Source organism: Alicyclobacillus sp. ALC3 (assembly GCF_028751195.1).
Lineage (GTDB): Bacteria > Bacillota > Bacilli > Alicyclobacillales > Alicyclobacillaceae > Alicyclobacillus_L.
The window spans coordinates 2,816,258-2,841,705 of sequence record NZ_CP066784.1 but is presented as its reverse complement, the minus strand read 5'-3'; the positions used below and the strand labels follow the sequence as shown (position 1 = coordinate 2,841,705).

The following is a 25,448-nucleotide window of genomic DNA, read 5'->3' as shown; positions in this document are numbered from 1 at the left end:
CACCTCCACCAGCGCCCCCGAAACCGCATCCGACACCGGGACCGCCCTCCATAGCGCGCCGCGGGCGCGTTATCCGCAAACGTTAGCGTCCTCAGAGTGCGTTATAACCGCGTGACGGCCAATTCTGGAGTCGATAACGCGCTGAAATGGCGTTATCCTGGATAAAACTAGGTGAAAACCGGGATCCGGAGATGAATAGCGCACTTTAAGCGCACTAAAGAGTCGTATTATGTAACCTTCGCGGTGATAGCGCGCTTTGAGGTCGTTATGATCCCGATTATGCCAACATACCTTCACCGTGAGTCGACGCACCACCCCCACCAGCCCGAGGTCAACTCCGACACGGCATCCGACACCGGGACCGCCCTCCATAGCGCGCCGCGAGCGCGTTATCCGCAAACGTTAGCGTCCTCAGAGTGCGTTATAACCGCGTGACGGCCAATTCTGGAGTCGATAACGCGCTGAAATGGCGTTATTCTGGATAAAACTAGGCGAAAACCGGGATCCGGAGATGAATAGCGCACTTTAAGCGCACTAAAGGGTCGTGTTATGTAACCTTCACCGTGATAACGCGCTTTGAGGTCGTTATGATCCCGATTATGCCAACATAGCTTCACCGTGAGTTCGAAGCGCCATCTCCACGATCCCGGTGTCACCTCCGCTCCGCATCCGACACCGCATCCGCCCTCATAACGCGCCGCGAGCGCGTTATCTGGAAACGTTAGTGTCCTCAGAGTGCGTTATAACCGCGTGACGGCCAATTCTGGAGTCGATAATGCGCTGAAACGGCGTTATCCTGGATAAAACTAGGTGAAAACCGGGATCCGGAGATGAATAGCGCACTTTAAGCGTTACTACTCAGGTACCCGCTGAGTCCAGGCTAGAAATAGCTGGACTCAGCGGTCTTTTGTTTGTAGAATGGTGGTATGCAGATACAAGGACGCCACCTTACCGAACAAGATATTGCATGGATACGTGAACTCATCCATTGTCACCCTGACTGGAATCGCACTCGGTTATCGCGCGAACTGTGTGCGACTTGGAACTGGACAAACGGCAATGGCCAGCTAAAAGACATGGCCTGTCGTACCATGTTGCTCAAACTTGAGCGACTGAAATACATTCGACTTCCAGCCCCTCGCGCCGTCGGCGTTGGAAACGCGACAAGAATCGTTCGTTCCGTTGCCCATGACACTACCCCCGTTTCGGGTCCCTTGCGAGATCTGTTGCCGCTGCGAATCGAGATTGTAAAGACATCCGCATCATCAGTTTTGTTCCGACATTTGCTCGCCGCATATCATTACCTGGGATTCTGCGGCGCGGTCGGTGAAAACATGAAGTATCTTGTCTACGACCGGTACGGACGCCCATTAGCGTGCCTGCTCTTTGGGTCTGCTGCTTGGAAAGTTGCGCCACGCGACGCGTGGATTCGCTGGACACCGGGTGTTCGTCGGAATTCCTTATCCCTTGTGACAAACAACATGCGCTTTCTCATCCTCCCTTGGGTCACCGTTCCCAATCTGGCTAGTCATCTCCTCAGCCGCATCGCCAGTCGCATCTGCCGAGACTGGATGGACAAGTATGGTCATCCGGTGCACCTGCTGGAGACGTTTGTCGAACAGCAACGATTCCGTGGCACGTGCTACCGGGCTGCTAACTGGATTCAAGTCGGCCAGACGCAAGGGAGAAGCCGCAATGACACGCACCATACCTTGAGCGTTACACGCAAGGATGTTTATGTGTATGCCCTGGTGCCCAATGCAAGGGAGGTACTTTCGAATGGAATTTGAACTGGAATTTAAAGCAATGGAACGTGAATGCATTTTGCAAGTATATGAACAGGGACCTGATGCGGTTGTTGATTTGGTACGAGGACTCGTAGCTATCGTTGAGCAACAGGCGGCTGAAATCCGCGAGTTAAAAGAGCGTGTAAGGGTCCTCGAGAGCCAAGTGAACCAGAACAGCCGCAATTCCAGTAAGCCTCCATCTAGTGATGGATTTCGTAAACCAACGAATTCACGCCAGCCGGGTGGTAAGAGAGGCGGCCCCAAAGGGCATAGCGGGCACACTCTGCTCATGAGCAAGACCCCCGATGAGGTCATCGTCCACAAGCTTAACGCCTGTCCCAACTGTGCCGCATCGTTGGAAACGGTAGCCACGAAGGGCCTCGTGAAACGTCAGGTATTCGACTTGCCCGCACCTCGTCTCGTTGTGACAGAGCACCAAGCCGAGGAAAAGCGCTGTCCCTGCTGCAATACATTGCAACGTGCCAGCTTCCCGGATGGCGTCAAAGCTCCAGTGCAGTATGGGGATGGATTTGCAGCATGGACCACATATTTAAATGCCTATCATATGCTCCCTTTAGACCGAATCGGACAGTTCTATGCCGACCTAACTGGACAACGGCCCAGTGAAGCGACCCTGTTGAGCCAATTAGAGAGCATGGCGGGTGCCGTGGAGTTAAGCGCCATCCCCGTCATTCGGGAGAACTTGTGCAATGCGCCGCTGCTCCATACCGACGAAACGGGTGTACGTATCGTCAACAAACAACATTGGTTGCATGTCGTGTCCAATCCAGAATGGACGCTCATGGACACTTATCCACAGCGTGGTACCGGCGCGATTGAAGGCATGGGGATACTGGACACCTTTAAGGGCGTCGTCGTTCATGACTGCCTCTCGGCCTACTTCCGACCCATCTACTCATTTGAGCATGCGCTATGCAATGCTCACCTCCTGCGCGAATGTCAAGGTATCCTGGACAATGATGGACATCAGTGGGCTAAGCAGATGAAGGAATTGCTCCGAGGCGCTTGGAAGCTCACTAGGGACGCCCGGGAGAAGGGTCTCCCGCTCGCTGATGAAACCATTGCCGAGATTGAGACGGCTTACGATGCCATTCTTGAGCTAGGCAAAACTGAATGGGCGCTGGATCCTGTGCCGACGAAAACAGGACCACGTGGACGAAAGTGCAAAAGCAAAGCCGCTAATTTAGGACAGCGATTTGAGTCGCACAAGGAGTCCATCCTTCGCTTCCTTTGGGATGCGAACGTGCCCTTTGACAACAACCAGGCGGAACGGGACATTCGGATGACCAAGGTGAAACAGAAGGTCTCCGGGCTCTTTCGTACACAGGAGGGCGGTAAGACCTTCTCCGTACTCCGCAGCCTTATCTCTAGCCTGTTAAAACAGAACCTTCCTCTACTTCCTTCCCTGGTTTCGGTCCTTCGTGGCCAGCCGGTCTTCGCAGGGACCTGACAAAAGTAGCCCAAAAAGTCTGTCGCAAGGGGTGTCCTCAACACCCCCTTTTGGGGTGCCTTGCGACGGGGTACCTGAGTAGTAACCTTTAAGCGCACTAAAGGGTCGTATTATGTAACCTTTGCGGTGATAGCGCGCTTTGAGGTCGTTATGATCCCGATTATGCCAACATACCAACACCGCACGTCGCTCTCACCGCTCGGCCCTCACCGCTCGTCGCCCTCACCGACCTTTGATGAGCTCCAGCACCCGGTCATAATCCGCAGCGGTCGCCGCGAAGATCCCGTTTGTCAACGTGTCTCTCTGATTAAACGTGAAGTCAGTGCCGGCCTTGTCCGTGGCGCGGCCGCCGGCGGCCTGGACCAAAATCACGCCCGCTGCAATGTCCCACTCATTCTTTGGGCCGAGGCTGAACGTCGCGTTTGCCCGGCCGGCGGCAATCAGAGCGAGCTTGTAGGCGATTGACCCGACTGCCGCCACGTCCATCACGTCCAGAAATGGCTCGAACTCGCCGCGTTTCATCTCCGAGCGGCTACCGAGCACCGCGAGGCGTTGCTCGGACGGGTGATCCGCCTTCATCACCTCGTCATTCAACCAGGCCCCCGCGCCTTGGAGCGCCGTGAAGCACTCGCCGTTGGCCGGGTTGTAGACCACACCCAGGATGGCCACGCCGTTCTTCGCCAGTGCCACCGACACAGCGTACTGTGGCACGCGCTGGACAAACTCCTTCGTCCCGTCGATCGGGTCGACGATCCACACATACTCCTTGTCGAGCCGATCCGCGTTGTCCCGAGTCTCCTCTGACAGCCACCCGGCCTCGGGCAACAAGGCGAGCAGATGCTCCTTGAGGTAGTCGTTCGCTGCGTGATCGGCGGTCGTCACCGGATCATGCCGCTCCTTATACTCCGTTTCGAAACCCGCTTCTGCAATCTGCTCAATGATGGCCCCCGCCTCGCGTACAATGGCAGCCGTCGACTGTAAAAACACTTCATCTATGTTCATTTACTCTCCCACCCTCTCATCAACCGCCTCAGTCTAGCACGAGCGAGCGGTCGCCTCAACCTCGCAGGTTGGCGCAAGCGCGGGTTGTGCCGGGCGGCGTGACTGAGCGGATGGAGCAGAGCAAACGCTCTTTTTGCCGCTCGGCGCCGCCTCCACGCGAATGCTATTCTGCCGTATCCACCATTCACTCCGTTGATATATCATGAGAAGGATGTTGCCTGAGATGCTTGTAGATTGTTATCGAACCGGCGCGCATGAGCTTGTCGAAGTGTATCGGAACTTGTCGGGCGAGTCTGCTGCCGCAAGCCGTAACGAAAGGGGCCGCACCGGATGAACGTCGCGTTTTACAGCATCTGGGTTGGAGAGAACAAGCTGTTTTTCCAGCCCAATCGCACCGACTTTGGCGAGGACCTATTCGCCGGCCTGCGCGCTCTACAGGCGTACGGGAACACCATCGGCTGGCGGTTTGACCAAGCCCAGCGGTTCCAAGCAGAGGAGATTGACGTCTTCGTCTTCCACGAAGTGCCCGCAACCGGCGATCCCGTCTACACCTACGCCCGCCAACACAACAAGCCGATGATTCTGTGGAACTACGAACCCCCCGTCGTGTACCCATCGTCGCACCAGATGAGCAATCACGACGCTTTCGTCAAGGTGTTCACCGAGTTCGACCAGATGGTAGACGGTCACAAATACATCAAATTCAACTCATTTTGTTACGACTTCAGCGTGCCCATGCTGCGCCGCAAAGAGCGAGCCAGTTTGTGCGTGATGATGAACGGCCACAAATACTTCACCCACCCGCAGCAGTTGTACTCCGAACGCGTCAATACCCTGCTGTGGTTTAACACGCACCACCCAGACGACCTGCACTTGTACGGGAGAGGGTGGGAGAAGGTCGGGATCAAAAACTACAAAGGAATTGCGCACGGCAAAAAGCAGGTGCTGTCCAACTACAAGTTTTCCATCTGCTACGAAAACGCGAAAGGGATGCCTGGGTACCTGACGGAGAAAATCTTCGACTCGTTCTTCGCAGGGTGCGTCCCGGTGTACTGGGGAGACAGCCACGTCACAGACACAATTCCGCCCGAGTGCTTCATCGACCGCGGTCACTTCAACACGCACGAAGAACTCTACGCCTACCTCACCCAGATGTCGGATGCACAGTACAACGGCTACCTCGACGCCATCGAGGCTTTTTTACAGCGCAGCGCCACCGAGCGGTCACCGTTTTCGCTCGACTCGTTCGTGCAGACGATGAGCCGTGGCATCGCGGACGCTGTCGCCGAGTTTGCCACCGCGAAACCAGGGCCACTCGTCTCCCCGACGAGCGGACAACACCTCTATCTCGCGAAGGAGAGTCAGCAGGCCAAGCGCTACGCACAAGCCGTCGGGCACCTGCAAGCTGCCTTAGCCGATCCCGCCCTCCCCTGGCGCCAAGAGGCGGAGTTGCTGCTGACGCAGGTTCTCATGGAAGCCAACGATGTCGCGGCCGCGCGCGCTCACGCCACTCTTCTGACTGAACGTTATCCACATCTGGTCGATCCCGCCTATTTGTCCGCGCGCGCGGACGTCTCCGTAGCAGTCCAGATGTTGCGTGGCGCCATTCAATCGCTGCAACAACTCGTGCAGCAGCCGCACTTGCAGTTCTCCGAGGTGAGCGGGCTGGATCGGTGGAACCTGCTCGCCATGCTCGCGGAGTCCCTCCAGTTGGCCGGACTGTTGCCCGCAGCCAGGAAGGCCTACGCGGACGCTTACTACGCCTGTCCGCCGCAACTTCCCGCCAAAGAGGCGCTGTTGCGGCGGATTGCCGAGATCGAAAGCCAGGCCAGGGAAATCGCCGCAACACCACTCGTGCCGCCACAGCCACAATAGGCGATCGTAGCCAGAACCTAAAGCGCAGAACCACCCTAAGCTAGGCTTTCATGCCTCGACCACGGCCTGTCCAGCCCCCAAATACCGCTGTGCCAAGGTCTGTACGCTCCTGCGGATCTCGGCGATCAACTCATCTGGTCCCACGACCTCGATGTCCGAGCCATACTGGAACACCCAGCGCAAGAACTCCGCATTCAGGTGTGTTCGGATTTTCAACTGGACGTTGTCAGACCCTGCCTCCGTCTCCTCGAGAATGCTGTTCTTGTTGTCGATATCCTCCTTGACGTACGCAATCACCCGCTTAGGAAAGCGCACCACGGCCGTGATGAGTTGTCCGTTGGAGTCGACACCAAAGGCCTGCTCGACGACTTTTTTGAGCATAAAGTCCTCGTGCTCGATGTACGGTCGGTCGAGACAACGGACGTTGCGCATGCGACTGACCCGGAACGTTCGAAACGAATCCGAAAGGTGGCAGTAGCCGATGGCGTACAGGTTGTTGTGTCGAGGGAGGATGTAGTAGGGGTCAAACATGCGCTGCGTCCATTTGTCAGTGCTCGCGGTGTAGTACATCATGTCCACTGTCGACTGCCGCTGAACAGCGTCGAACAGCTCGATGATACTGCCGTCGTGGTTGCCGTCCTCGTCGCGTGGGCTAAGCAGGATGCGCTCTGTCAGCCGATCCCGCCGGTTCCCCTCGCCGCTGCTGAATCCAAGTTTGTCGTACACCTTCGCAATCGCGGTGTGATACGCGGCTAGCACCTCACCGAAGCCGGGCTCCGTGCTGCGCGAAGCGGCGAGCTCCGGCATCAGGTCGATGGCGGCCCTCTCTTCTTCGGTCAGCCGCATCGGCAGGCGAAGCGGGTCATAGAAGACTTGGTAGCCGCCGGTGCCTTCTTTCGTCTCAATTCGACAATCGAGATCACGTAGGTCATTGACATCTCGGATAATCGTCCGCTGGCTGACATTGAAGTAATGAGCCAGCTTCTCGATGGTGTACTCCCCTGGCTCGGCGTGAATCATGTGTAACATCTGGATCAGGCGCTGGGCCTGACTGTAGTCGGTCGCCACGTACCCACCCCCGGCTCGTGTTTCGCAACGCTGCCCCCCGGCATATCCCTGATCTGTATTTGCTATGAATTCATGATATACCACATAAGGGAAGCAGCGTACGAAAAACTAGCGCAATAAAGTGGAAACCAGCTCCTTTGCAGACCCATCGTTCAGCTCGGCAGAGCAGCCTCAATCGCCGCCAACACTGCGCTGGCAGACGTCGGCGCCGAGCCTTGCGCCGCTGTGGCGTTGCCGCCGCCTTTACCACCGAGCGCCGGCAAGACCGCTTTGATGACCGAGTCCGCACTTGAGATTGCGCCGTCCGTCGCCTGCGCAACCACGTGCGTCCGGCCGCCGCTCTCGCCAACGAAGACGACTAGTTGCGGTGCGCCCGGATGCCCCGTCGAAAGCCACTCGGCGGACGCTAGGGCCATACGCTTCACGTCCTGCACGTCGTCGAGAATGGGCAGAACAGCGACCAGAACATGCGTCCCGTGAATCACTTTCGTCTGGTTCGCGGCGAAGTCACGGGCGAGCAAGCTGGCGTACCGGCTACGCATCTCTTCGTACCTACGGTTGCCTTCTTTCACCTGGTTCTGCAGAGACTCCATCGCCCCGGCCAGGTCAGCGGGCCCAACGGACAGATCGGTCGCAATGTGACGAACGAGATGGACTGCTTCCTTCCCCGCCGACAACGCCCGCTCACCGCAGGCGAACGTCACGCGGACGCCGCCGCGCATGCGCTCGGTCTTGGTGACGAGAATCTGCCCGACCTGCCCACTCGAAGACGGGTGCGTGCCGCCGCAGGCGTTGTCCTCGAGGCCTTCAATTGTGACAATCCGGATGTCTTCCGTCACGCTCGGCGCCTTGCGCAGCTGCATCTGCGCCAACTCCGCTTGCGAGACGAAGCGGGCTCGGATTGGGACATCACGCCAGATCCAGCGATTCGCCTCCCACATCACGTCCCGCAGCTTCTCCTCCGACAGTGAGACGACGTCGAGGTCGATGCTGCAGTAGGTGTCGCCCATGTGAAAACTGGTCGTGTTGGCGCCCTGCATCTGCTCGAAGCACGCCGACAGGATGTGCTGACCGCTGTGTTGCTGCATGAAGTCGAAGCGGCGCGCCCAGTCGATGTAGCCGATCACGGCTTGGCCCACCTTCAAGGGGCAGTCCGCGGTCTGCGCTTCGACAGCCTGGGTCTGCTGGGCGGCGGCTTGCGCGGCAGCTGGGCCCGCGACCAAATTTTGATGGCCATCAGCCAGGCCCGCGACCTGGGCGACCGGATCCTGTCGAGCTGGCGGCCGCTGAGTCGTGATGTGGTGCCAGACGTGCCCGTTTTCGACTTCCACCGCGATCACGTTGATGACGTCCATCGCATCACCGTCGCCAGGCGTGGCCTGCGCCTGTGGGTCGGGATCGGCTTGGGCGGCTCGCGCTGTACCACCGTGATCGCCTGCTGAATCGTTACTGCGGCCCCCGCTCACTTGGAGATATCCCGTATCGAACGGTTGCCCACCTGACGTGGGGTAAAAGGCTGATTCGCGCAGGCGAACCCAAGTTTCGCCGTCCCGTTCTTGGCACTCTTCGACAACTGACGAGAACTCGCGTAGGTAGCTGTTGGTGTAGTAAAGGCGTTCGGCCTGCAGTCCCATGTGATCCTCCTAATTCATCTGATCTCTGCCCTCGTATTCGACAGATTTTGGCACAGAGTCCTACGCAGGACGTCATATTGACACGAGTTCATGCAGTGGCGTTGCTCCCCGTCCCGTTCGGACCAACACGCAACGAACTCGTCGCTCCCATCTGTCGCTTCTCGTTGCAGAGTACCACATCCGCGGCGAAGGAAGGGCAAGTTCAAAGGACCAAGTTCCATCGGTATGCCCCGTCGGGGCATACACCAATCAAGTACTACACTCGCGTTGCAGAAGCGAGGGAGCCTGAGTTCGGGACCCCGGTAATAACACACATGCGGATGCGGCACCGCGATGGTTTCGAACCACCGCGGTAGGTAATGTGAGCACAGCCGCAGCCATGGGTGCAAATAGTGCGCTATGTGGGAATAGAGGGCAAAAGCGGTGAGGTGAGCGAGCAAATAGTACGTTCGAGATCCAAAAAGGGCCGAAATCGAGGCATTTGGGAGGTGTTGCGAACTTTTTGATCATTAGAAGGCCTTGTTATGTAAACAAGACTCAAATAAGAGACTTTTTGCGCATAGCGATGGCGGAATTGCCGATGGCGGTCAAGCCGAGCACGGTAAAACACACACGGGGATGAGGCACCGCGATGGTTTCGGACCTCCGCGGTAGGTAATGTGAGCACAGCCGCGGCCATGGGTACAAATAGCGCGCTATGTGGGAATAGAGGGCAAAAGCGGGTAGGTTAGCGAGCAAATAGTACGTTCGAGATCCAAAAAGGGCTGAAATCGAGGCATTTGGGAGGTGTTGCGAACTTTTTGAGCATTAGAAGGTCTAGTTATGTAAACAAGACGCAAATAAGAGACTTTTTGCGCATAGCGATGGCGGTCAAGCCGAGCACGGACAACCCCAAGCCGAGCACGGACAAGCCCCTCAGCAACCTCATGTTCGATGCCACGCGCAAACGAAGGCCCGCCCCACGGGGCACGCATCAAGACCGTGCCGTCCGGGGCAGCCCTCGCCACCTACTCTTCAGTTTGCCACCGCGTCCGCGAGCGCCACGTCACGCACTGGAGCGCACCAACACCGCAACGCGTCCGCGGTGGCACTCACATCACGCCGCACCGCCTACACGCGGCACCTAGCCTACACAGTGGTCCGCGCCCCCATGTGCCGCGAGCGCCATGTCGCGGGGTAGTCTGCCCGCAAGCCGCAAGCCGACGCCCCCGCGCCTCCGCACCGCCTCCGCACACCGCACGCCTTACGACGGAATCTCCTCCGCCACGTCGTTATTCACCACGACAGGCACAGCGTCAACCGCCGCCTTGTTGCGAATCAGGAAGGATGCGAGTGCTGCTGCCAGTGAGAGGCCAACCGAGATCATAAACGCGAGGCTCAGGCCGTGCATGAACGACGGTCCGATGAGGCTCGGGAAGAACGAGTGGCCGGTCACCGTCGCGACGGTGTGCTTCGGCAGCACCGCAAGCAGTTGCTTTGGCAGCATCGATGCGAGCGGGTTGTAGCCAAGGAGTGCCGCGAACAACGAAGCTGTCGGTGGCAGCGATGCGACACCGTGCACAACCTTAACGGGCAACCCTTGAGCTGTTAGACCCACCGTCACCGCGTGCGGCAAACGACTTGCCAAGCCCGCAATCACGATGGAGAAAAACACGCCCATGCTCATCATCTGGCCCGCGTTCATAAACGTCGCGCGCATGCCCGAGCCGACGCCGCGGTACTTGACCGGTATGGAGTTCATGATTTCTGCACTGTTCGGCGATGAGAAGAGGCCCATGCCCATTCCGACGATGACCAGGTACACCGCAAATAGCGGATAGTGGAAGTCAACCGGCAGCGTGTTCAGCAAGTAGAAGCCAATCGCGGACAGCGCCATGCCAACGGTTGCGAAGGCGCGGGCGCCAAAACGGTCGGACAGCCAACCACTGAGCGGCCCTGCGGCCAAAAACCCCACCATCTGCGGCAGTGTGTCAATACCAGCCTGCAGCGGCGTGTTGGCGAAACTCACACCGTGCAGCGGCAGCCAAATGCCTTGCAGCCAGATGATGAGCATAAACTGCAGTCCGCCACGGGCGAGCGCCGAGAGGAAGTTGGCGAAGTTGCCGAGGGCAAACGCCGGGATCAAAAACAGGTCCATGTGGAACAGCGGCTCAGAGACGACGTTCTCCACGACGATGAACGCGATGAGCATGAGAACGCCGACGATAAGCGATGTGATGACAAACGGATTACTCCAGCCCATTGCGTGATGTCCGTACGGCATGATCCCGTAGGTCAAACCAATCATCAGCCCAAGCACACCAAGGCCGAGTGTAAGGTTGCCGAGCATGTCCAGCTTCGGCGACGTGTGTTCGCGGTCGATCTCGTGCAGGCCGATGTAGGCCCAGATGGTGCCGATGATGCCAATCGGGACGTTAACGAGGAAGATCCAGCGCCAGTCCCCCGTCGCCGCGAGCAGCCCGCCGACCACAAGGCCGATGACGCCGCCGCCAACAGCGGAAATCTGGTTCAGCCCCAGTGCCAAGCCACGCTGGTTGGCCGGGAATGCATCCGTTAAGATTGCGGCGCTGTTGGCGAATAGGAATGCGCCGCCGACACCTTGAACGAGTCGGAAGATAATCAACTCAACCTCGCCAGCCGTGCCTTTACTCCACGTGATTGAGCACAGGATGGAACCGAAGGTAAAGACAAGGAAGCCTAGGTTGTAGAGTTTCACACGCCCGAAGATATCGGATAATCGGCCGAACGTCACGAGGAATACCGTCGTCGCGACGTTAAATCCGAGGAGCACCCACAACAGCAAGCCCGTTTGGTTACTCGCAAGCGGGTTAACTTTCAGCCCAGTGAAAATGACGGGCAGCGAAATAATCAGAATGCTGGCGTTTAGCGACGCCATCAGCACGCCGAGCGTTGTATTCGATAGAGCGACCCATTTGTAACGCGCGCCGCGCGTCTGAGCTAAGTTGAGTGTCACAATCGCCGCACCCTTCCGTAAAGTTAGTGTCTTTAGTAATAAAAGTGGCTGGCCCACAAGAGAAGATCATAATACAAAACCAAAGGTTACGTCAACGTGTGCTTTCGACGTATGCGTTTTCAATTTTTTCGGGACGTAAAATAGGCCGATCCCGCTGGACCGACCTGGGTTATGGATAATGCCGTTACGTGCTGCACAGTCTATTTTACGAAGCGACCCGCCGAGTAACGGACTGAAGCCGAGCGCTGCTGGCCCGCCGAGCGCCACGTCAGCCGCATCTTGTCAGCCGCATCTTGTCAGCCGCATCTCGTCAGGCACGTCAGCCGCATCTTGTCAGCCGCGTGCCACGTGCCACGTCAGAAGCATCCTGTCCGCCGTATCTTGTCAGCCGCGCCTGATGAACTCGAGTTCACCGAGATCACTTGTGAACCCCCACTTCTGATAGAACGGCACCATTTCGGGTCGGCAGTAAAGCTCGAAGTGCTTTACCTTGCGGAGGGACGGATAGGCGGTAATTGTATCCATGATTCGACGCCCAAGGCGCTCGCCGCGGTAGGGCGCTTTCACGATCACGTCAAAGATAATTGCCTTGTACACGTAGTCGGTCAGCACGCGTGAGAACGCGACGAGTTCCTCAGTTTCGATTTTCATGATCGCGACGATCACGTCCGAGTTGGCAACCGCTGCCTGGACGTCGTCCAGCCTTCTGCCGCGCGTCCACCACTCCATTTGATACATCTCGTACAGCTCGACAACCTGCCTCTCGTTCAGCCGGTCGATCGTTTCAAAGTCCAAGGATCGCTCCTCCTGTTCTATCGTATCGCCATGCCATCGCCGCTGGATCTCGAACGGCTCCCGAGTGTCGCGGCCGGGCGCCATCGCCATCGCCATGGCCTAATCAACCGCACGACGCGCCGGAGGGCACAATACGAGAGGAGTCGCGAATTCGGGGTCAGACAGTCGATTAGCGACGCTCGCGTCGCTCACCTTTGATTGTCCTCGTTCAGCCGCGCCTAACTGCATCCTAGCACGGTCTGCATCCTAACACGGTTGTCTGCCTCCTGGCACGGTCTGCCTCCTAGCACCAACCCACATCACGCTTGTAACGCTCTCCCGCGCTCTCGCAGCCACACAATAACCGCGCTGTCTTTAATCATTGCATTGTACTAAATTAGCCGAATTATTTGAATGATAATATATGACACCTGACATGTTGAGCCGGTTTGTCGTGAATCAGCGACGCACGCGTCGCTGACGTTTCGCTTTTCAGTCGATCACGGCCACCCCGACCCACAGCACGCCACTTCGCACAAACAGCTTCATTCCGCCACGTCGGTTGCAGTGTCCGGCTGCTGACCACCTTGGCTCCGCTCGCCGTGACTCCGCCCACCCTGGCTGCATCCATTCAGCTCGCTGTGGTTCAGCTCGCCGTGGTTCTGGCCGCCGCTGTGCGGCCGCGCGGTTCGCCGACCGCGGCGACGCTCACGCAAATACCGCCCGACACCGACCCCTTCACTCGCTACGATGCCGACCAAGATGAGCGCCACGCCAAGCCAACTGAGAGCCGACACGTGCTCACCGAGCACGAGAAAGGCTACAAGCACCGTGACCGGGAGCTCGATCGCACCGAGGACGCCGGCGAGACGGCCGCCAATCACCGGGATCGCGATCAGCATCAACAGAGTTGGAATGACTTGGCCCACGAGTGCGATCACGAGCGCCCACAACCACAGGCCGTGCACGATGCTGTGCAGGGTCGCGCCATAGTGCGGAAATGCGACAGTGATGACGGCGGCTGAGACGATCGTCGATGTCGCGGTGCGCAGGGCCGGGCTCGAGTTGTTCTGGACGTGCTGCGGCAGGACCAGCGCGATGGCATAGCAGATAGCCGCGAGCAACCCGACGCCGATGCCCACAACAGTCATGTGCAGGCCGTGCGCCCCCGAGGTGCCTTGCGTACCATGCGGGCCCAGCCGGCCGACCGACAGAAACGTCCCGGCGACGATCACCGCCATGCCGAGCCACTGCGACGGCGACGGAACTTTCCGGCTGATGATCGCGTCAATCAGCATCACCATCCACGTGAACTGGAACAGAAGCACGATCATGACGGACGCCGGCATCAGCCGCAGCGCGTAGAAGTACGAAAACGACGCCACAGCGCTGGCCGCACCGGTCCCGGCGAGAAGCCAGAGGTCGCGCCGGCTCGGGAGCGGCTCACGTTTGCGCCTGACCAGGTAGATCACGACCGTGATCAACACAGCGCACCCGTACATCGCCGGCATTAGCGTGCTCTGCGGAAAGCCGCCCCGGTAGGACAGGTCGATGAGGGTTGCCGTAACGCCGTAACTGCCGCCAGCGATAAGCATCATCAGCACGGACAATGGGTACGATCGCAAACTATCTGCTCCTTTGGGGGGTACTCTGCACTCTGACCGGGTCGCGGCCGCACGACGCACGACGCACGACGCACGACGCACGACGCACGACGCACGACGCACGACGCACGACGCACGACGCACGACGCACGACGCACGACGCACGACGCACGACGCACGACGCACGACGCACGACGCACGACGCACGACGCACGGTCGGCACGGTCGGCACGGTCGGCGCGGTCGGCGCGGTCGGCGCGGTCGGCGCGGTCGGCTCGGTCGGCGCGGTCGGCGCGGTCGGCTCAAGGCTAGGATGATGCGTGCCGGGACGACTACGGGGTGCGCGGAGTGCCGGATACGCCCTCATCATACGGCATTTCCAGTGGGCGAAGAAGGGGTACAACGCGATATCTCGGGATGAGGCAATGCGGAGTAGAGGGGCGGAGCGTAAGGGCCACAGACGAGCGGATTGCGACGCCAGGGTCGCAAATTGACTGATGCCCTGTGCGAAACGGCCGGGATCAGGGCGAATATGTCACAAATCGCGGTCATGGAGCGCTGCAGCGACGTTATTGCACTTCACAGGGGCCAGTTCGACCCAGAGATGAAAGGATAGCGACGCCAGCGTCGCTAATCAACTCAGAACGCTGCTTCATCCCGCTGATCATCCAATGAACCGCGGTCGGGTCCGCCCACCCCGTCGCTCACGGCTCTCGGCTCACGGGCTTTGCCCCCCGCCCTAGCCTCGGCCCCCCCTCGCTACGGGGCCGCCTATCCAGGGCCGCCACATTACGGCACAGAACCGCTTATACAGCCTTTTTGGGGGTTTTTCGAGGCGAATAGGCGGTTCACGTCCGCTTAACACGGCCGTGATCACCTAAATCAAGGCCCCAAACCGTCGATAAGCGGTTTGGGGCATCCTAATTGTCACTATTTCCACGGCTGAGAGGCGAATAAGCCATTATCTGCCGCTATCGCCGCGCACCACCTGCCGCGCCCTACCCCGACTCTGCCCGCTCACCACCAGCCGAGCCGCGCCCTACCCCGACCCTGGCCCCGCACGCCGCGCACCCTGCCGCGCACCCTGCCGCGCACCACCAGCCGCGCCCTACCCGGCGGCCAACAAACTCCTCAGTGGAACATGCCGCGCACGACGAACCCGACGTTGGCCGGGCGCTCGGCGAGGCGGCGCATGAAGTAGCCGTACCAGTCGTCGCCGTAGGGGACGTAGATGCGTACCGGGTAGCCTTCGCGGGCCAGTTGCTCCTGCAGGTCGCTACGAATGCCGTATAGCATCTGGAACTCATACTTGTCCGGCGACAGCCCGTGCTCAGCGATGACCCGCTTCGCGTGATCAATCATGTGCTCGTCGTGCGTCGCGATGGAGGTCAGCCCAGGACTCGGCAAGTGGATGTCGAGCAGGCGCTTGTAGTTGGCGTCCACGTCCGACTTCTCCGGGTAGGCCACCGTCGCCGGCTCCTTGTAGGCGCCTTTGACGATGCGAATGCTTGCCCCCATCTGCGCGAGCTCCTCCACGTCCTTCTCGCTGCGGTACAGGTACGCCTGAATCACCGTCTGCACCTTGTCGTATGAAGCCGCGAAGTCCCGGAACAAATCGAGCGTGACTTGGCAGTGACCGAAGTCTTCCATGTCAATGTTGACCCAGATGTCGCGGGCGGAGGCGTAGTCCAAAATCTCGATCATGTGATCGCGACAGAGGTCCTTGCGGATGTCGAGCCCGAGCTGTGTCATCTTCAGGCTCAGCGACGAATTGACGCTAGCCGCGTGAATCGCCTCCAGCGTGTGCAGGCAAAAGTCAGTGGACGCGCGCGCGTCCCGTTCGTCTTCGACGAACTCGCCGAGGTGGTCGAGCGTGACACCCATACCACTCCGGTTCAACTTGCGAACCGTATCGATCGCGCTCTCGATCGTCTCGCCAGCGACAAAGCGCTGCGCGCCGTAGCGAAGGCCGTACCGCTTGGCCATATTGGACAGCGTCCGATTCTGCGCAAGATGCAAAAAGAATGAGCGCATCGCAGCTTCCATGATGAAGTCTCCCTTATCCAGACACTCGCCCCCGGCCTGGCAAAACGGCCGGGGACAAGATTTCGGAAGTTGAAATGAGAACCGCCTCGCCGCCGACGGAGCAAGGTCACCAGGCCGGCGCCACCCGCGGCCGTCCGCTTAGAACCGGTCCGTGACCGTCTTCGCCTGCACGAAGTTCAGCAGGTAGTCCCTCGATCCCGCCTTCGCGTCCGTGCCCGACATGTCGAAGCCGCCAAACGGCTGAACGCCGACGAGCGAGCCCGTGCATCTGCGGTTGAGGTAGAGGTTGCCGCAGTGCATGTGGCGGCGCGCAAACTCAAGCCGGTCGCGGCGCCGGCTGAAGACAGCGCCCGTCAAGCCGTACTCCGTGTCGTTGTAGACGCGAACGCCTTCTTCGAAGCTGTTCACTTTGCAGATCCCGAGGACCGGTCCGAAAATCTCCTCCTGCATGATGCGGGCTTTCGGGTCGACGTCCACGAAAATCGTCGGCGTGACAAAGTAGCCAGTCGCGTCGTCTGCTTCCCCGCCGAGCACCAGGCGGCCTTCGCCTTTACCAATTTCGATGTACTGCGAAATCTTGTTAAACGCCTTCGGGTCGATGACCGGTCCGACGCTCGGATTCTCTTCCGATGGGCCAACCGTCAGCTTCGCGGCGCGCTCCACAATTTTCGCGACCAGTTCGTCGTACACAGCTTCATGGATAATCGCGCGTGATCCCGCTGAGCACTTCTGCCCTTGGAACCCAAACGCTGCCGCGACGATTTCCGCCGCTGCCCAATCGAGGTCGGCCGTCTCATCGACGACACTGCCGTCCTTGCCGCCCATTTCGGCAACGACGCGCTTAATCCAGCGCTGGTTGTCGATGCGACGGTGTGCGACCTCGTCGATGTGCAGACCGACTGCCTTCGATCCCGTAAACGAAATGAACCGCACATCCTTGTGGCCGGTCATGTAGTCGCCAATCTCCGCCGGGTCGCCCGGTACAAAGTTCAGCACGCCAGCCGGAAGTTGCAGCTCTTGCATAATTTCCACGAACTTTGCCGCCATCACAGACGACAGCGGAGATGGCTTCAGCAGCACCGTGTTGCCCGTGACAAGCGCAGAGGTGACCGTGCCGGTCAGAATCGCGAGCGGGAAGTTCCAGGGTGGGATCACGACGCCAACCCCGAGCGGGACGTACATCAACCGGTTGTCTTCACCCGGCCACGGATTGAGTTCCACGCCTTTGTCGAGTTCAATCGCGTTTCTCGCATAAAACTCGAGAAAGTCGATAGCTTCGTTGACGTCGCCGTCCGCCTCGGCCCAGTTCTTGCCGGACTCGAGAATCTGCCACGCCATCAGTTCTGCCTTGCGGTTGCGCATGACTTGCGCGGCCTTGAACAGGTACATGGCGCGCTCTTCAAAGGAAGTCTGCGACCAAGTTTCGAACGCCCGGCTCGCCGCCTCAATCGCGCGGTCAATGTGGTCCTGCGTCGCCTGGCTGACATTGCCGACAACTTCTTCATGCTGCGCCGGGTTAACGGACGGCAATACGCGCTCGGTCGTGATGGCCTGGCCGTCAATGACAAGCGGGTAGGTGTGACCGAACTGCGATCGCACCTGCGCAATCGCTTTCTTCAGCTCGGCAGCGCGCTCCGGCGTGCTCCAATCGATCACCGGTTCGTTTTGATAAGGCTTGACTGTCATAGGACGTCCTCCTCACTGGGTCATGGCCCAATGCATGTGTTCAATTTTAATCACATGCTTACAAATCGTTCAAAATAAATCACATCTGTATTTTAACGTCCGCTGTGTGGTCTGCGCAACTAGGAAAGTGGGCACTTTTCCCCTATAGTGGATGTGGATCTGGTGGGTCTGGACCCAGTTCCTGTCGGTCCAGTGCGAGATGGTTCGTCGGATGGTCCAGTGCGAGATGGTCCGTTATATGGTCCGACAGACGCTCCGTCAGACGCTCCGTCAGACGGTCCGACAGATGGTCCGTCAGATGGTCTGACAGGGTGATGTGACAAATTTTGCGTGGATGGTGTGTGGCCGATGTCGAATGATCGCCAAAACCAGAGACTCCCGTTTTACGACAGCCTGCTAGACGCGATGACCGAAGCGGTGACCGTCGTCGACAGGTCGGGGACGGTTCTCAACTGGAACAAAGCGGCAGAGCAACTGTATAAAATCCCCCGCGAAGACATCGTGGGGCAGCCCATCGCGCAGTTCTTCCAACGGGCGTCGCTGATGTTGCTGCAGGTCATCGACAACGGGTTGCCCGTCTACGGCGTGTACCACCAACCACGGCCAGACAAACATGTGTACATTAACACCGTGCCAGTGACGGACGAGCGGGGTGACCTAATCGGCGCGATCTCGATCGAACGCGATATCACCGACGTCGTTCGCTTGAACGACGAGCGGTTTCACCAGCACGATGTGGGCGGCAGCGAAGAGTGGCAGCCGATTTTCGATACAGCCAACCGAGATCTCAAAGAGACGCTCACCTTCCTTGAAAAACTGGAAGCGCTCGACCCCACCTCGTCGCTTTTGGTCATCGGCGAAAGCGGCGTCGGCAAAGCGCTCCTGGCCAGATACGCGCACAGCGTGCACCCCTCCGCTCCGTTTATCACACTCGACTGCCGCGCCCTGACGGAAGGGCTGCTCGACATTGAACTGTTCGGGCAAGGCGCACACTACTTCGCGCAGGAGTCGTCGAAAAAGCTCGGCAAACTCGAACTCGCGGCCGAAGGCACAGTATACCTGCGGCACATCGACAAGATGCCCATCCCGACGCAGGTCAAACTGGCGCAGGCCATTCGCGACAGCGGTTATACAACGACGGACGGCGAATTTACGGCGCTGCGTTGCCGCATCATCGCGTCCTGTCGCGGTGAGGCTTCGACGCCTCTGCTTGATCCGGAGTTGTTGTACCTGTTCCAGCAAATCACCCTTCCGCCTCTGCGCGAACGCCGCGAGGACATCCCAGGCATCTGCCACTTCTACTTGCGCCAGGCAAGCACACGGCTCGGGATCGCGACGCCGACCCTGAAGCCGGAAGTTACCGCGGCGCTCGCCACGTACACGTGGCCCGGCAACCTGACGGAAGTGCAGCGGACAATGGAGCGCCTCGTCATCGCCGGGGGTGACGCGCCGCTCGATTTCTCCGACATCCCCTCTGCGATGCGCCCGAAGACTTTTAAAGAGCTGACGGACGCCGCCATCCCGCTCGGCGCCCTTTCTGAAGAACTCGAACGCGAGCGCATCGAACACGCGATTGCGCAAACTGGCGGGAACAAGGCCAAAGCTGCGCGACTCCTCGGCATCTCCCGCGGGGCGCTGTACTACAAAATTCGACAGTACGGCATCGGGGACTAACGCCCATGACTCGGAGCTGGGGCTGGTTGTGGCGCCGAGGCCGGGGGACGCCTGCAGATCCCGACCGCGCGGACGGATAGGCGCAGACCTCACGGACCGCCCACCCCCCGTGCGAACCCCGCGAACCTCGCGAACACCGCGAACACCGCGAACACCGCGGGCCGATAGCCGCAGATAACGGCCTATTCGGCGATTTGGCCCCCTCGCGCCGGCGAATAAACGGTCCGCAGCCGCTTACTGGGCCTCAAACCCCCGATTTGCTACCCATTTTCAGGGGATAAGCGGCCTTGGGCCGCTTATCGTCCACTTTGACCGAGCAAAATACGCCAATAAGCTGCTACATGCGGTTATGGCTGCGCCCCTCGGCTGCGGGTGGGAGCCGTGAGCCTCCGCGGCCGGCAGCTGCCAACCTCGCGGACGGATAGCGCCTACCCCGCGCCCACCCCGTGCGAACCCCGCGAACCCCGCGGGCCTCGCGGGCCGATAGCCGCAGATAGCGGCCTATTCGGCGATTTGGCCCCCTCGCGGCGGCGAATAAACGGTGCGCTGCGGCTTACTTGACCGAAAACGCCGATTTTCGACCCATTTTCAGGGGATAAGCGGCCTTGGGCCGCTTATCGTCCACTTTGATCGAGCAAAATACGCCAATAAGCTGCTACATGCGGTTATGCGGGGTGCCCCTCGGCTGCGGGTGGGAGCCGCAGGCCTCCGATTCCGGAAATTACCAACCCCGCGGACGGATAGCGCCTACCCCGCGCGAACCCCGTGCGACGATAGCCGCAGATAACGGCCTATTCGGCGATTTGGCCCCCTCGGGGACACGAATAGGCGGTGCGCTGCGGCTTACTTGACCGAAAACGGCCGATTTTCCACCTATTTTCAGGGGATAAGCGGCCTTGGGCCGCTTATCATCCACTTTGACCGAGCAAAATACGCCAATAGGCTGCTACATGCGGTTATGCCTGGCGCCCCCCGGCTACGTGCGGCTATGGCGGTGCCCCTCGGCTACATGCGGTTATGGCGGCGCACCTCGGCTGCGGGTGGGAGCCGTGAGCCTCCGGCGCCAGCAGCTACCAACCCCGTGGACGGATAGGGCCCACCCCGCGCGTCGATAGCCGAGGGCTTGCGACCACGCTAAGACACGCCATACAATGAAAACGAGCAAACTGCATTTCGAGGTGTCATGAACACTAGCAAACTGCACCGCGCGGTGTGTCGTAGGGGGCAGTCGAATGACCACTCTGACAAACGAACAGGTTCGCCAGTTGTGTGGTTCGACCTATGCCACACGTGGCGCCTCCTACCTCAAACAAGGGCGGGTCAAGTCGCTGGAACGGGTCGTGCAAAACCCAGCCACCTGGCACGCTCAAGTACGCGGTTCGATAACATACCAAGTCCGCGTCGCACTGCGGGACACGTGGGACACAGACTGCACATGCCCGGCCTTTACACCGAGATCGAAATGTAAACACGTCGCGGCCGTTCTGTATGCCATCTCTCAGCAGATGCAGCAAGAGCAGAGGCAGGCTCGCCACGTGGCAACGCGGGTACAGGCCGGGTCAGCGCACCAACCGCAGATGCCACAGCCCCCGCAGCCCCCGCAGCCAGCACAGCCAGCACAGCCAGCACAGCCAGCACAGCCAGCACAGCCAGCACAGCCAGCACAGCCACCGGCACCCTCCGCACAGACGAGCGCGGCAGCGCGCCGGCTGCTAGCGCTGTTCCGGGACACCGGGGAACAGACGCTGCAAGTGCAGGCCGAAAACAGTTCGCCGCATCGAGAGCTCGATGCTCGGCGCGACCTGTGCGTCGATTGGTTCTGCCAGCCCAGTTCGTCGCATCGGGGCACCTGGATGCGTGTAGAGATGAAGGTTGGGCCCAGGCGTACGTACGTGATCAAGGACATTCGTGCCTTTCTGCGTTCGGTCGAGCGCGGGACCACACACTTTTTCTCAGCGAAATTCACCTATGACGCCCGAGAATTTCGCTTTTCTGAGAGCGACCGTCCCATCGTCGACCTGTTGCTGCAAATTCTGCGTGAGGAACGAGCCTACCGGGTCAGTATCCTCGGCTATGAGTCGTATGATGGGCCATCAGGCCACGAACGCGACCTGCTCATTCCGCCGTCCATGTGGCAGCAGATGTTACCGCTGTTGCAAAGCGCGACGTCGTACATGGAGCACAAGGGAGGCCTCGGTCCCTTGGAAGTCGTCGATGGCCCCCTCCCGCTGCAGATCAAGGTCACCGAACAGATGGACCAGTTCGATCTCGTTGTGACAGGCCTCGACGCCCTCACCCCACTGCCGCAGTACGGTTGTGTTGTTGTCGACACTACGCTGTACCAGGCATCAGGGGCGCAAATACAACAGCTTGCGAGCTTGGTGGAGCTCTACAAGGGAGAAACGCGCAGAAAGACAAAATCCTTGCACATTCCCATGGTCGCGGCTGACTTGGCCCCGTTTGCGAGCGATGTACTGCCGAAGCTGCGGCAGATGGCCCAGGTCAAGGTGAGCGCCCGCATCCAAGAGCGGTTCGTTGAGCAACCGCTGGTCAAGCGAATCTACCTAGATCACGCAGCTGAAACGCTCTCTGCCCGCGTGTCATACGCCTACGGCGACGTCGTGTTCGATGCCCACTCGACCACTGCGGCTACACATCGCGCTACCGATTTGGTGGTGGTGCGCGACACCGCGGCGGAGGTGGGCATCCTACGGGATCTGGCACAGGCAGGCTTCACCACCGCCGAGGCTGCGCTGTACCTCGAAGGAGAAGCGGCGGTGTACGACTTTTTGTTCGATGTCCTGCCCATCCTGCAGACTAAGGCCGACGTCTACTGCACGGCTGCCGTGGACCGCCTGACGACCCTGCGCACCGTGCGACCGAAGAGCAAAGTGGACATCAGTTCGTCCACGGACTGGCTGGATGTGTCATTTGATCTGGATGGTTTGTCCGATCACGATATCCGCGCGGTCCTCCGCTCACTGGTCGAAAAGAAGCGCTACCACCGCTTGCGGGACGGTTCGATGGTTCGCCTCGATGACGAAGGATTTGCTGCGCTCTCGCAGCTCGTAGAGGCACTGGGTGTGGGAGCGTCCGACCTGCGCGGCGCGAACTTGCAAAGTGGCCACCTGCGGTTGCCAACACTGCGCGCGCTGTCGATGGTCGACAGCGCGCCGAGTCGAAGTGGACAGGTCCACCTTGGCAAGTCACTGCGTGCATGGCTCGACGCCTTGCGCAACCCGGACAGCCTCGAATTTTCGCTGCCTGCTTCCCTGAACGCAACCTTACGCGACTACCAGACATACGGATTTCAGTGGCTGAAGACCTTGTCCCACTTTGGCTTTGGCGGCATCCTCGCAGACGACATGGGCCTTGGCAAGACGCTACAGACGATTGCCTACCTACTTTCCGAGCGAACGTCACGCAACCCGGAAGCGCCGGCGCTCATCGTCTGTCCGGCGTCGCTCACGTTCAACTGGAAAAGCGAATTCGAGCGGTTTGCGCCACAGCTCAAGGTAGTCGTCGTGACCGGTGATGCGCCTGAGCGCGCTCAGATTGTCGAGTCCGGCCATGCAGTCGATGTGTTGATTACTTCCTACCCGCTGCTGTGGCGTGATGTGCAGATGTACGAAGCGCACGCGTTTGACGCGCTGATTTTGGACGAGGCGCAAGCCATCAAAAACCACACAACGCAGACCGCACAAGCGGTCGCCGCCATTGCGAGCCCACGCCGGTTTGCCCTCACCGGAACGCCCGTCGAGAATGCGCTCGAGGATTTGTGGTCCATCTTTCACGCAGTCTTCAAGGACCTGTTCGGCAGCCGCGAATCGTTTGCGCGGTTGGGTGCACAAGCTGTGGCCAAGCGGGCCCACCCCTTTTTGTTGCGGCGGCTGAAAAAAGATGTGTTGATGGAGTTGCCGGACAAAATCGAGACCCTGCAGACCGCGGACATGAGCCGGGATCAGAAAAAGATTTACCTCGCCTACCTCGCGCAGATTCAGGCGGAGACGGCAGAACGGCTGGCCGGCGAAGGGTTTCAGAAGGGTCGTTTTCAAATCCTCGCGGGGCTGACACGCCTGCGCCAGGTCTGCTGTCACCCTGGGCTATGCGTGGAGAACTACAGCGGCACGTCGGGTAAGCTCGAACAGCTACTGGAACTTGTCGACGAGTACATCGCCGCCGGTCAGCGCATGCTCATCTTCTCGCAGTTCACGTCGATGCTCGGCATCATTCAAACCGCACTCACCGCGCAAAGCGTGCCGTACTTCTACCTGGACGGCACCACGCCCGCCAAGGAGCGACTCGCACTGTGCCAGCGCTTCAATGAGGGCGATACCCCCGTCTTCCTCATCTCACTCAAGGCAGGGGGAACGGGACTCAACCTGACCGGCGCCGACACGGTCATCCTCTACGACCTGTGGTGGAACCCCGCCGTCGAAGAGCAGGCAGCCGACCGCGCGCACCGCATCGGCCAGAAGAAAACCGTACAGGTCATCCGCATGGTGACCGCGGGCACGATTGAGGAGAAGATGCACCAGTTGCAGGAGCAAAAGCGAGACTTGATTGACCAGGTCGTCGGCTCCAATCGGCCAGACGGCGACGCTGGCGGCTTAGGTGCGCTGACGGAAGCGGACATTCGCGCCGTGCTCGGGCTGTAGGAGCGGGGGGCGCGCGGGGGAGCACCGGGGGCGGCGGAGCCGGGCCTTGCCGCCGGGGAGCCGGGGCTTTGCCGCCGGGGGCGCGGGGGCGCCAGAGCCGGGCCTTGCCTCAGATAGCCGCGGATAACAGCCTATTCCGTGTTTTGGCTGCCTCGCGGCGTCGAATAGGCGGTCCGCCGCGGCTTACTTGCCCGAAAACCGCCGATTTGCCACCCATTTTTAGGGGATAAGCGGCCCTGGGCCGCTTATCATCCACTTTGGGCACGTAAAATCCGCCAATAAGCTGCTACGTGCGGTTATGGTGGTCCACCCCGGCTCCCACCCCGGCGACTCAGCCAGCGACCCAGCCCCGCGCCTCTGTTGCCACTGCGAGCCGCGAACCCCGCGGGCCGATAGCCGCGGATAACAGCCTATTCCGTGTTTTGGCTGCCTCGCGGCGTCGAATAGGCGGTCCGCAGCCGCTTACTTGCCCGAAAACCGCCGATTTGCCACCCATTTTTAGGGGATAAGCGGCCCTGGGCCGCTTATCATCCACTTTGGGCACGTAAAATCCGCCAATAAGCTGCTACGTGCGGTTATGGTGGTCCACCCCGGCACCCACCCCGGCGCCTCAGCCAGCGACCCAGCCCCGCGCCTCTGTTGCCACTGCGAGCCGCGAACCCCGCGGGCCGATAGCCGCGGATAACAGCCTATTCCGCGATTTGGCTGCCTCGCGGCGTCGAATAGGCGGTCCGCAGCCGCTTACTGGGCCTTAAACGGCCGATTTGCCACCCATTTTTAGGGGATAAGCGGCCCTGGGCCGCTTATCATCCACTTTGGGCACGTAAAATCCGCCAATAAGCTGCTACGTGCGGTTATGGTGGTCCACCCCGGCGCCTCAGCCAGCGCCCCAGCCCGGCGACCCTCGGTTGGCCGGTGCGAGCCACGAACCCCGCGGGCCTCGTGGGCCTCTCGGGCCGCCGGCGCCGATAGCCGCGGATAACAGCCTATTCCGTGTTTTGGCTGCCTCGCGGCGTCGAATAGGCGGTCCGTCGCGGCTTACTTGCCCGAAAAGCGCCGATTTGCCACCCATTTTTAGGGGATAAGCGGCCTTGGGCCGCTTATCATCCACTTTGGGCACGTAAAATCCGCCAATAAGCTGCTATGTGCGGTTATGGCGGCCCACTCTGCCGCCCACCCTAGTGCCGCAGCCAGA

General features: G+C 59.9%; 13 protein-coding genes. 5 read left to right on the top strand and 8 right to left on the bottom strand.

What is annotated here, in order from left to right:
* Positions 1 to 926 precede the first annotated feature (926 nt).
* Both JC200_RS13140 and tnpC read left to right on the top strand, forming a co-directional pair.
* The gene (locus JC200_RS13140) at positions 927 to 1,790 is read left to right on the top strand and encodes a Druantia anti-phage system protein DruA (protein WP_274432013.1); all 864 of its coding nucleotides are present in this window, start codon (positions 927 to 929) and stop codon (positions 1,788 to 1,790) included.
* Positions 1,780 to 3,258: an IS66 family transposase gene (gene tnpC / locus JC200_RS13135; protein WP_274432014.1), complete on the top strand. Its 1,479-nt coding sequence runs from the start codon at positions 1,780 to 1,782 to the stop codon at positions 3,256 to 3,258. Before JC200_RS13140 ends, tnpC begins: the two co-directional genes overlap by 11 nt.
* Positions 3,259 to 3,480: 222 nt before the next feature.
* Here the strand turns inward: tnpC and JC200_RS13130 are convergent, their stop codons facing one another.
* Positions 3,481 to 4,260 (bottom strand): 3'(2'),5'-bisphosphate nucleotidase CysQ, encoded by a 780-nt coding sequence (locus JC200_RS13130; protein ID WP_274432152.1) that lies wholly within the window; start codon positions 4,258 to 4,260, stop codon positions 3,481 to 3,483.
* 330 nt (positions 4,261 to 4,590) lie between these two features.
* On the opposite strand from JC200_RS13130, the gene JC200_RS13125 reads away from it, so the two are divergent.
* A complete protein-coding gene (locus tag JC200_RS13125; RefSeq protein WP_274432151.1) occupies positions 4,591 to 6,135 on the top strand; it encodes a glycosyltransferase family 10 domain-containing protein in 1,545 nt (514 codons plus the stop codon).
* 48 nt (positions 6,136 to 6,183) lie between these two features.
* Here JC200_RS13125 and JC200_RS13120 read toward each other — a convergent pair whose 3' ends face one another.
* The 7 genes from JC200_RS13120 to pruA all read right to left on the bottom strand — a co-directional run bounded on the left by JC200_RS13120 (position 6,184) and on the right by pruA (position 17,921).
* A complete protein-coding gene (locus JC200_RS13120; protein WP_274432150.1) occupies positions 6,184 to 7,203 on the bottom strand; it encodes a helix-turn-helix transcriptional regulator in 1,020 nt (339 codons plus the stop codon).
* 152 nt (positions 7,204 to 7,355) lie between these two features.
* Entirely contained in the window at positions 7,356 to 8,837 is a 1,482-nt protein-coding gene (locus JC200_RS13115; protein WP_274432149.1) for a DHHA1 domain-containing protein, read from the bottom strand.
* Positions 8,838 to 10,080: 1,243 nt separating this feature from the next.
* Positions 10,081 to 11,811, bottom strand: a complete 1,731-nt coding sequence (locus tag JC200_RS13110) for an MFS transporter (protein WP_274432148.1) — start codon at positions 11,809 to 11,811, stop codon at positions 10,081 to 10,083.
* A 384-nt stretch (positions 11,812 to 12,195) separates the two neighbouring features.
* Positions 12,196 to 12,606 carry a GNAT family N-acetyltransferase gene (locus tag JC200_RS13105; protein ID WP_274432147.1) on the bottom strand — a complete coding sequence of 137 codons (411 nt, stop codon included), beginning with the start codon at positions 12,604 to 12,606 and terminating at the stop codon, positions 12,196 to 12,198.
* Positions 12,607 to 13,130: 524 nt separating this feature from the next.
* A complete protein-coding gene (locus tag JC200_RS13100; protein ID WP_274432146.1) occupies positions 13,131 to 14,210 on the bottom strand; it encodes an EamA family transporter in 1,080 nt (359 codons plus the stop codon).
* Positions 14,211 to 15,320: 1,110 nt separating this feature from the next.
* A complete protein-coding gene (locus tag JC200_RS13095) occupies positions 15,321 to 16,235 on the bottom strand; it encodes a proline dehydrogenase (protein ID WP_274432145.1) in 915 nt (304 codons plus the stop codon).
* A gap of 138 nt (positions 16,236 to 16,373) precedes the next feature.
* On the bottom strand, positions 16,374 to 17,921 hold the full coding sequence (gene pruA / locus JC200_RS13090; protein WP_274432143.1) for an L-glutamate gamma-semialdehyde dehydrogenase: 1,548 nt from the start codon (positions 17,919 to 17,921) through the stop codon (positions 16,374 to 16,376).
* Positions 17,922 to 18,269: 348 nt separating this feature from the next.
* Here pruA and JC200_RS13085 point away from each other — a divergent pair, with 348 nt between their 5' ends.
* Positions 18,270 to 19,595, top strand: coding sequence for a sigma 54-interacting transcriptional regulator (locus JC200_RS13085; protein ID WP_274432141.1), 1,326 nt, complete (start codon positions 18,270 to 18,272; stop codon positions 19,593 to 19,595).
* Positions 19,596 to 20,827: 1,232 nt separating this feature from the next.
* Positions 20,828 to 24,253 (top strand): DEAD/DEAH box helicase, encoded by a 3,426-nt coding sequence (locus tag JC200_RS13080; RefSeq protein WP_274432140.1) that lies wholly within the window; start codon positions 20,828 to 20,830, stop codon positions 24,251 to 24,253.
* Positions 24,254 to 25,448: the final 1,195 nt, after the last annotated feature.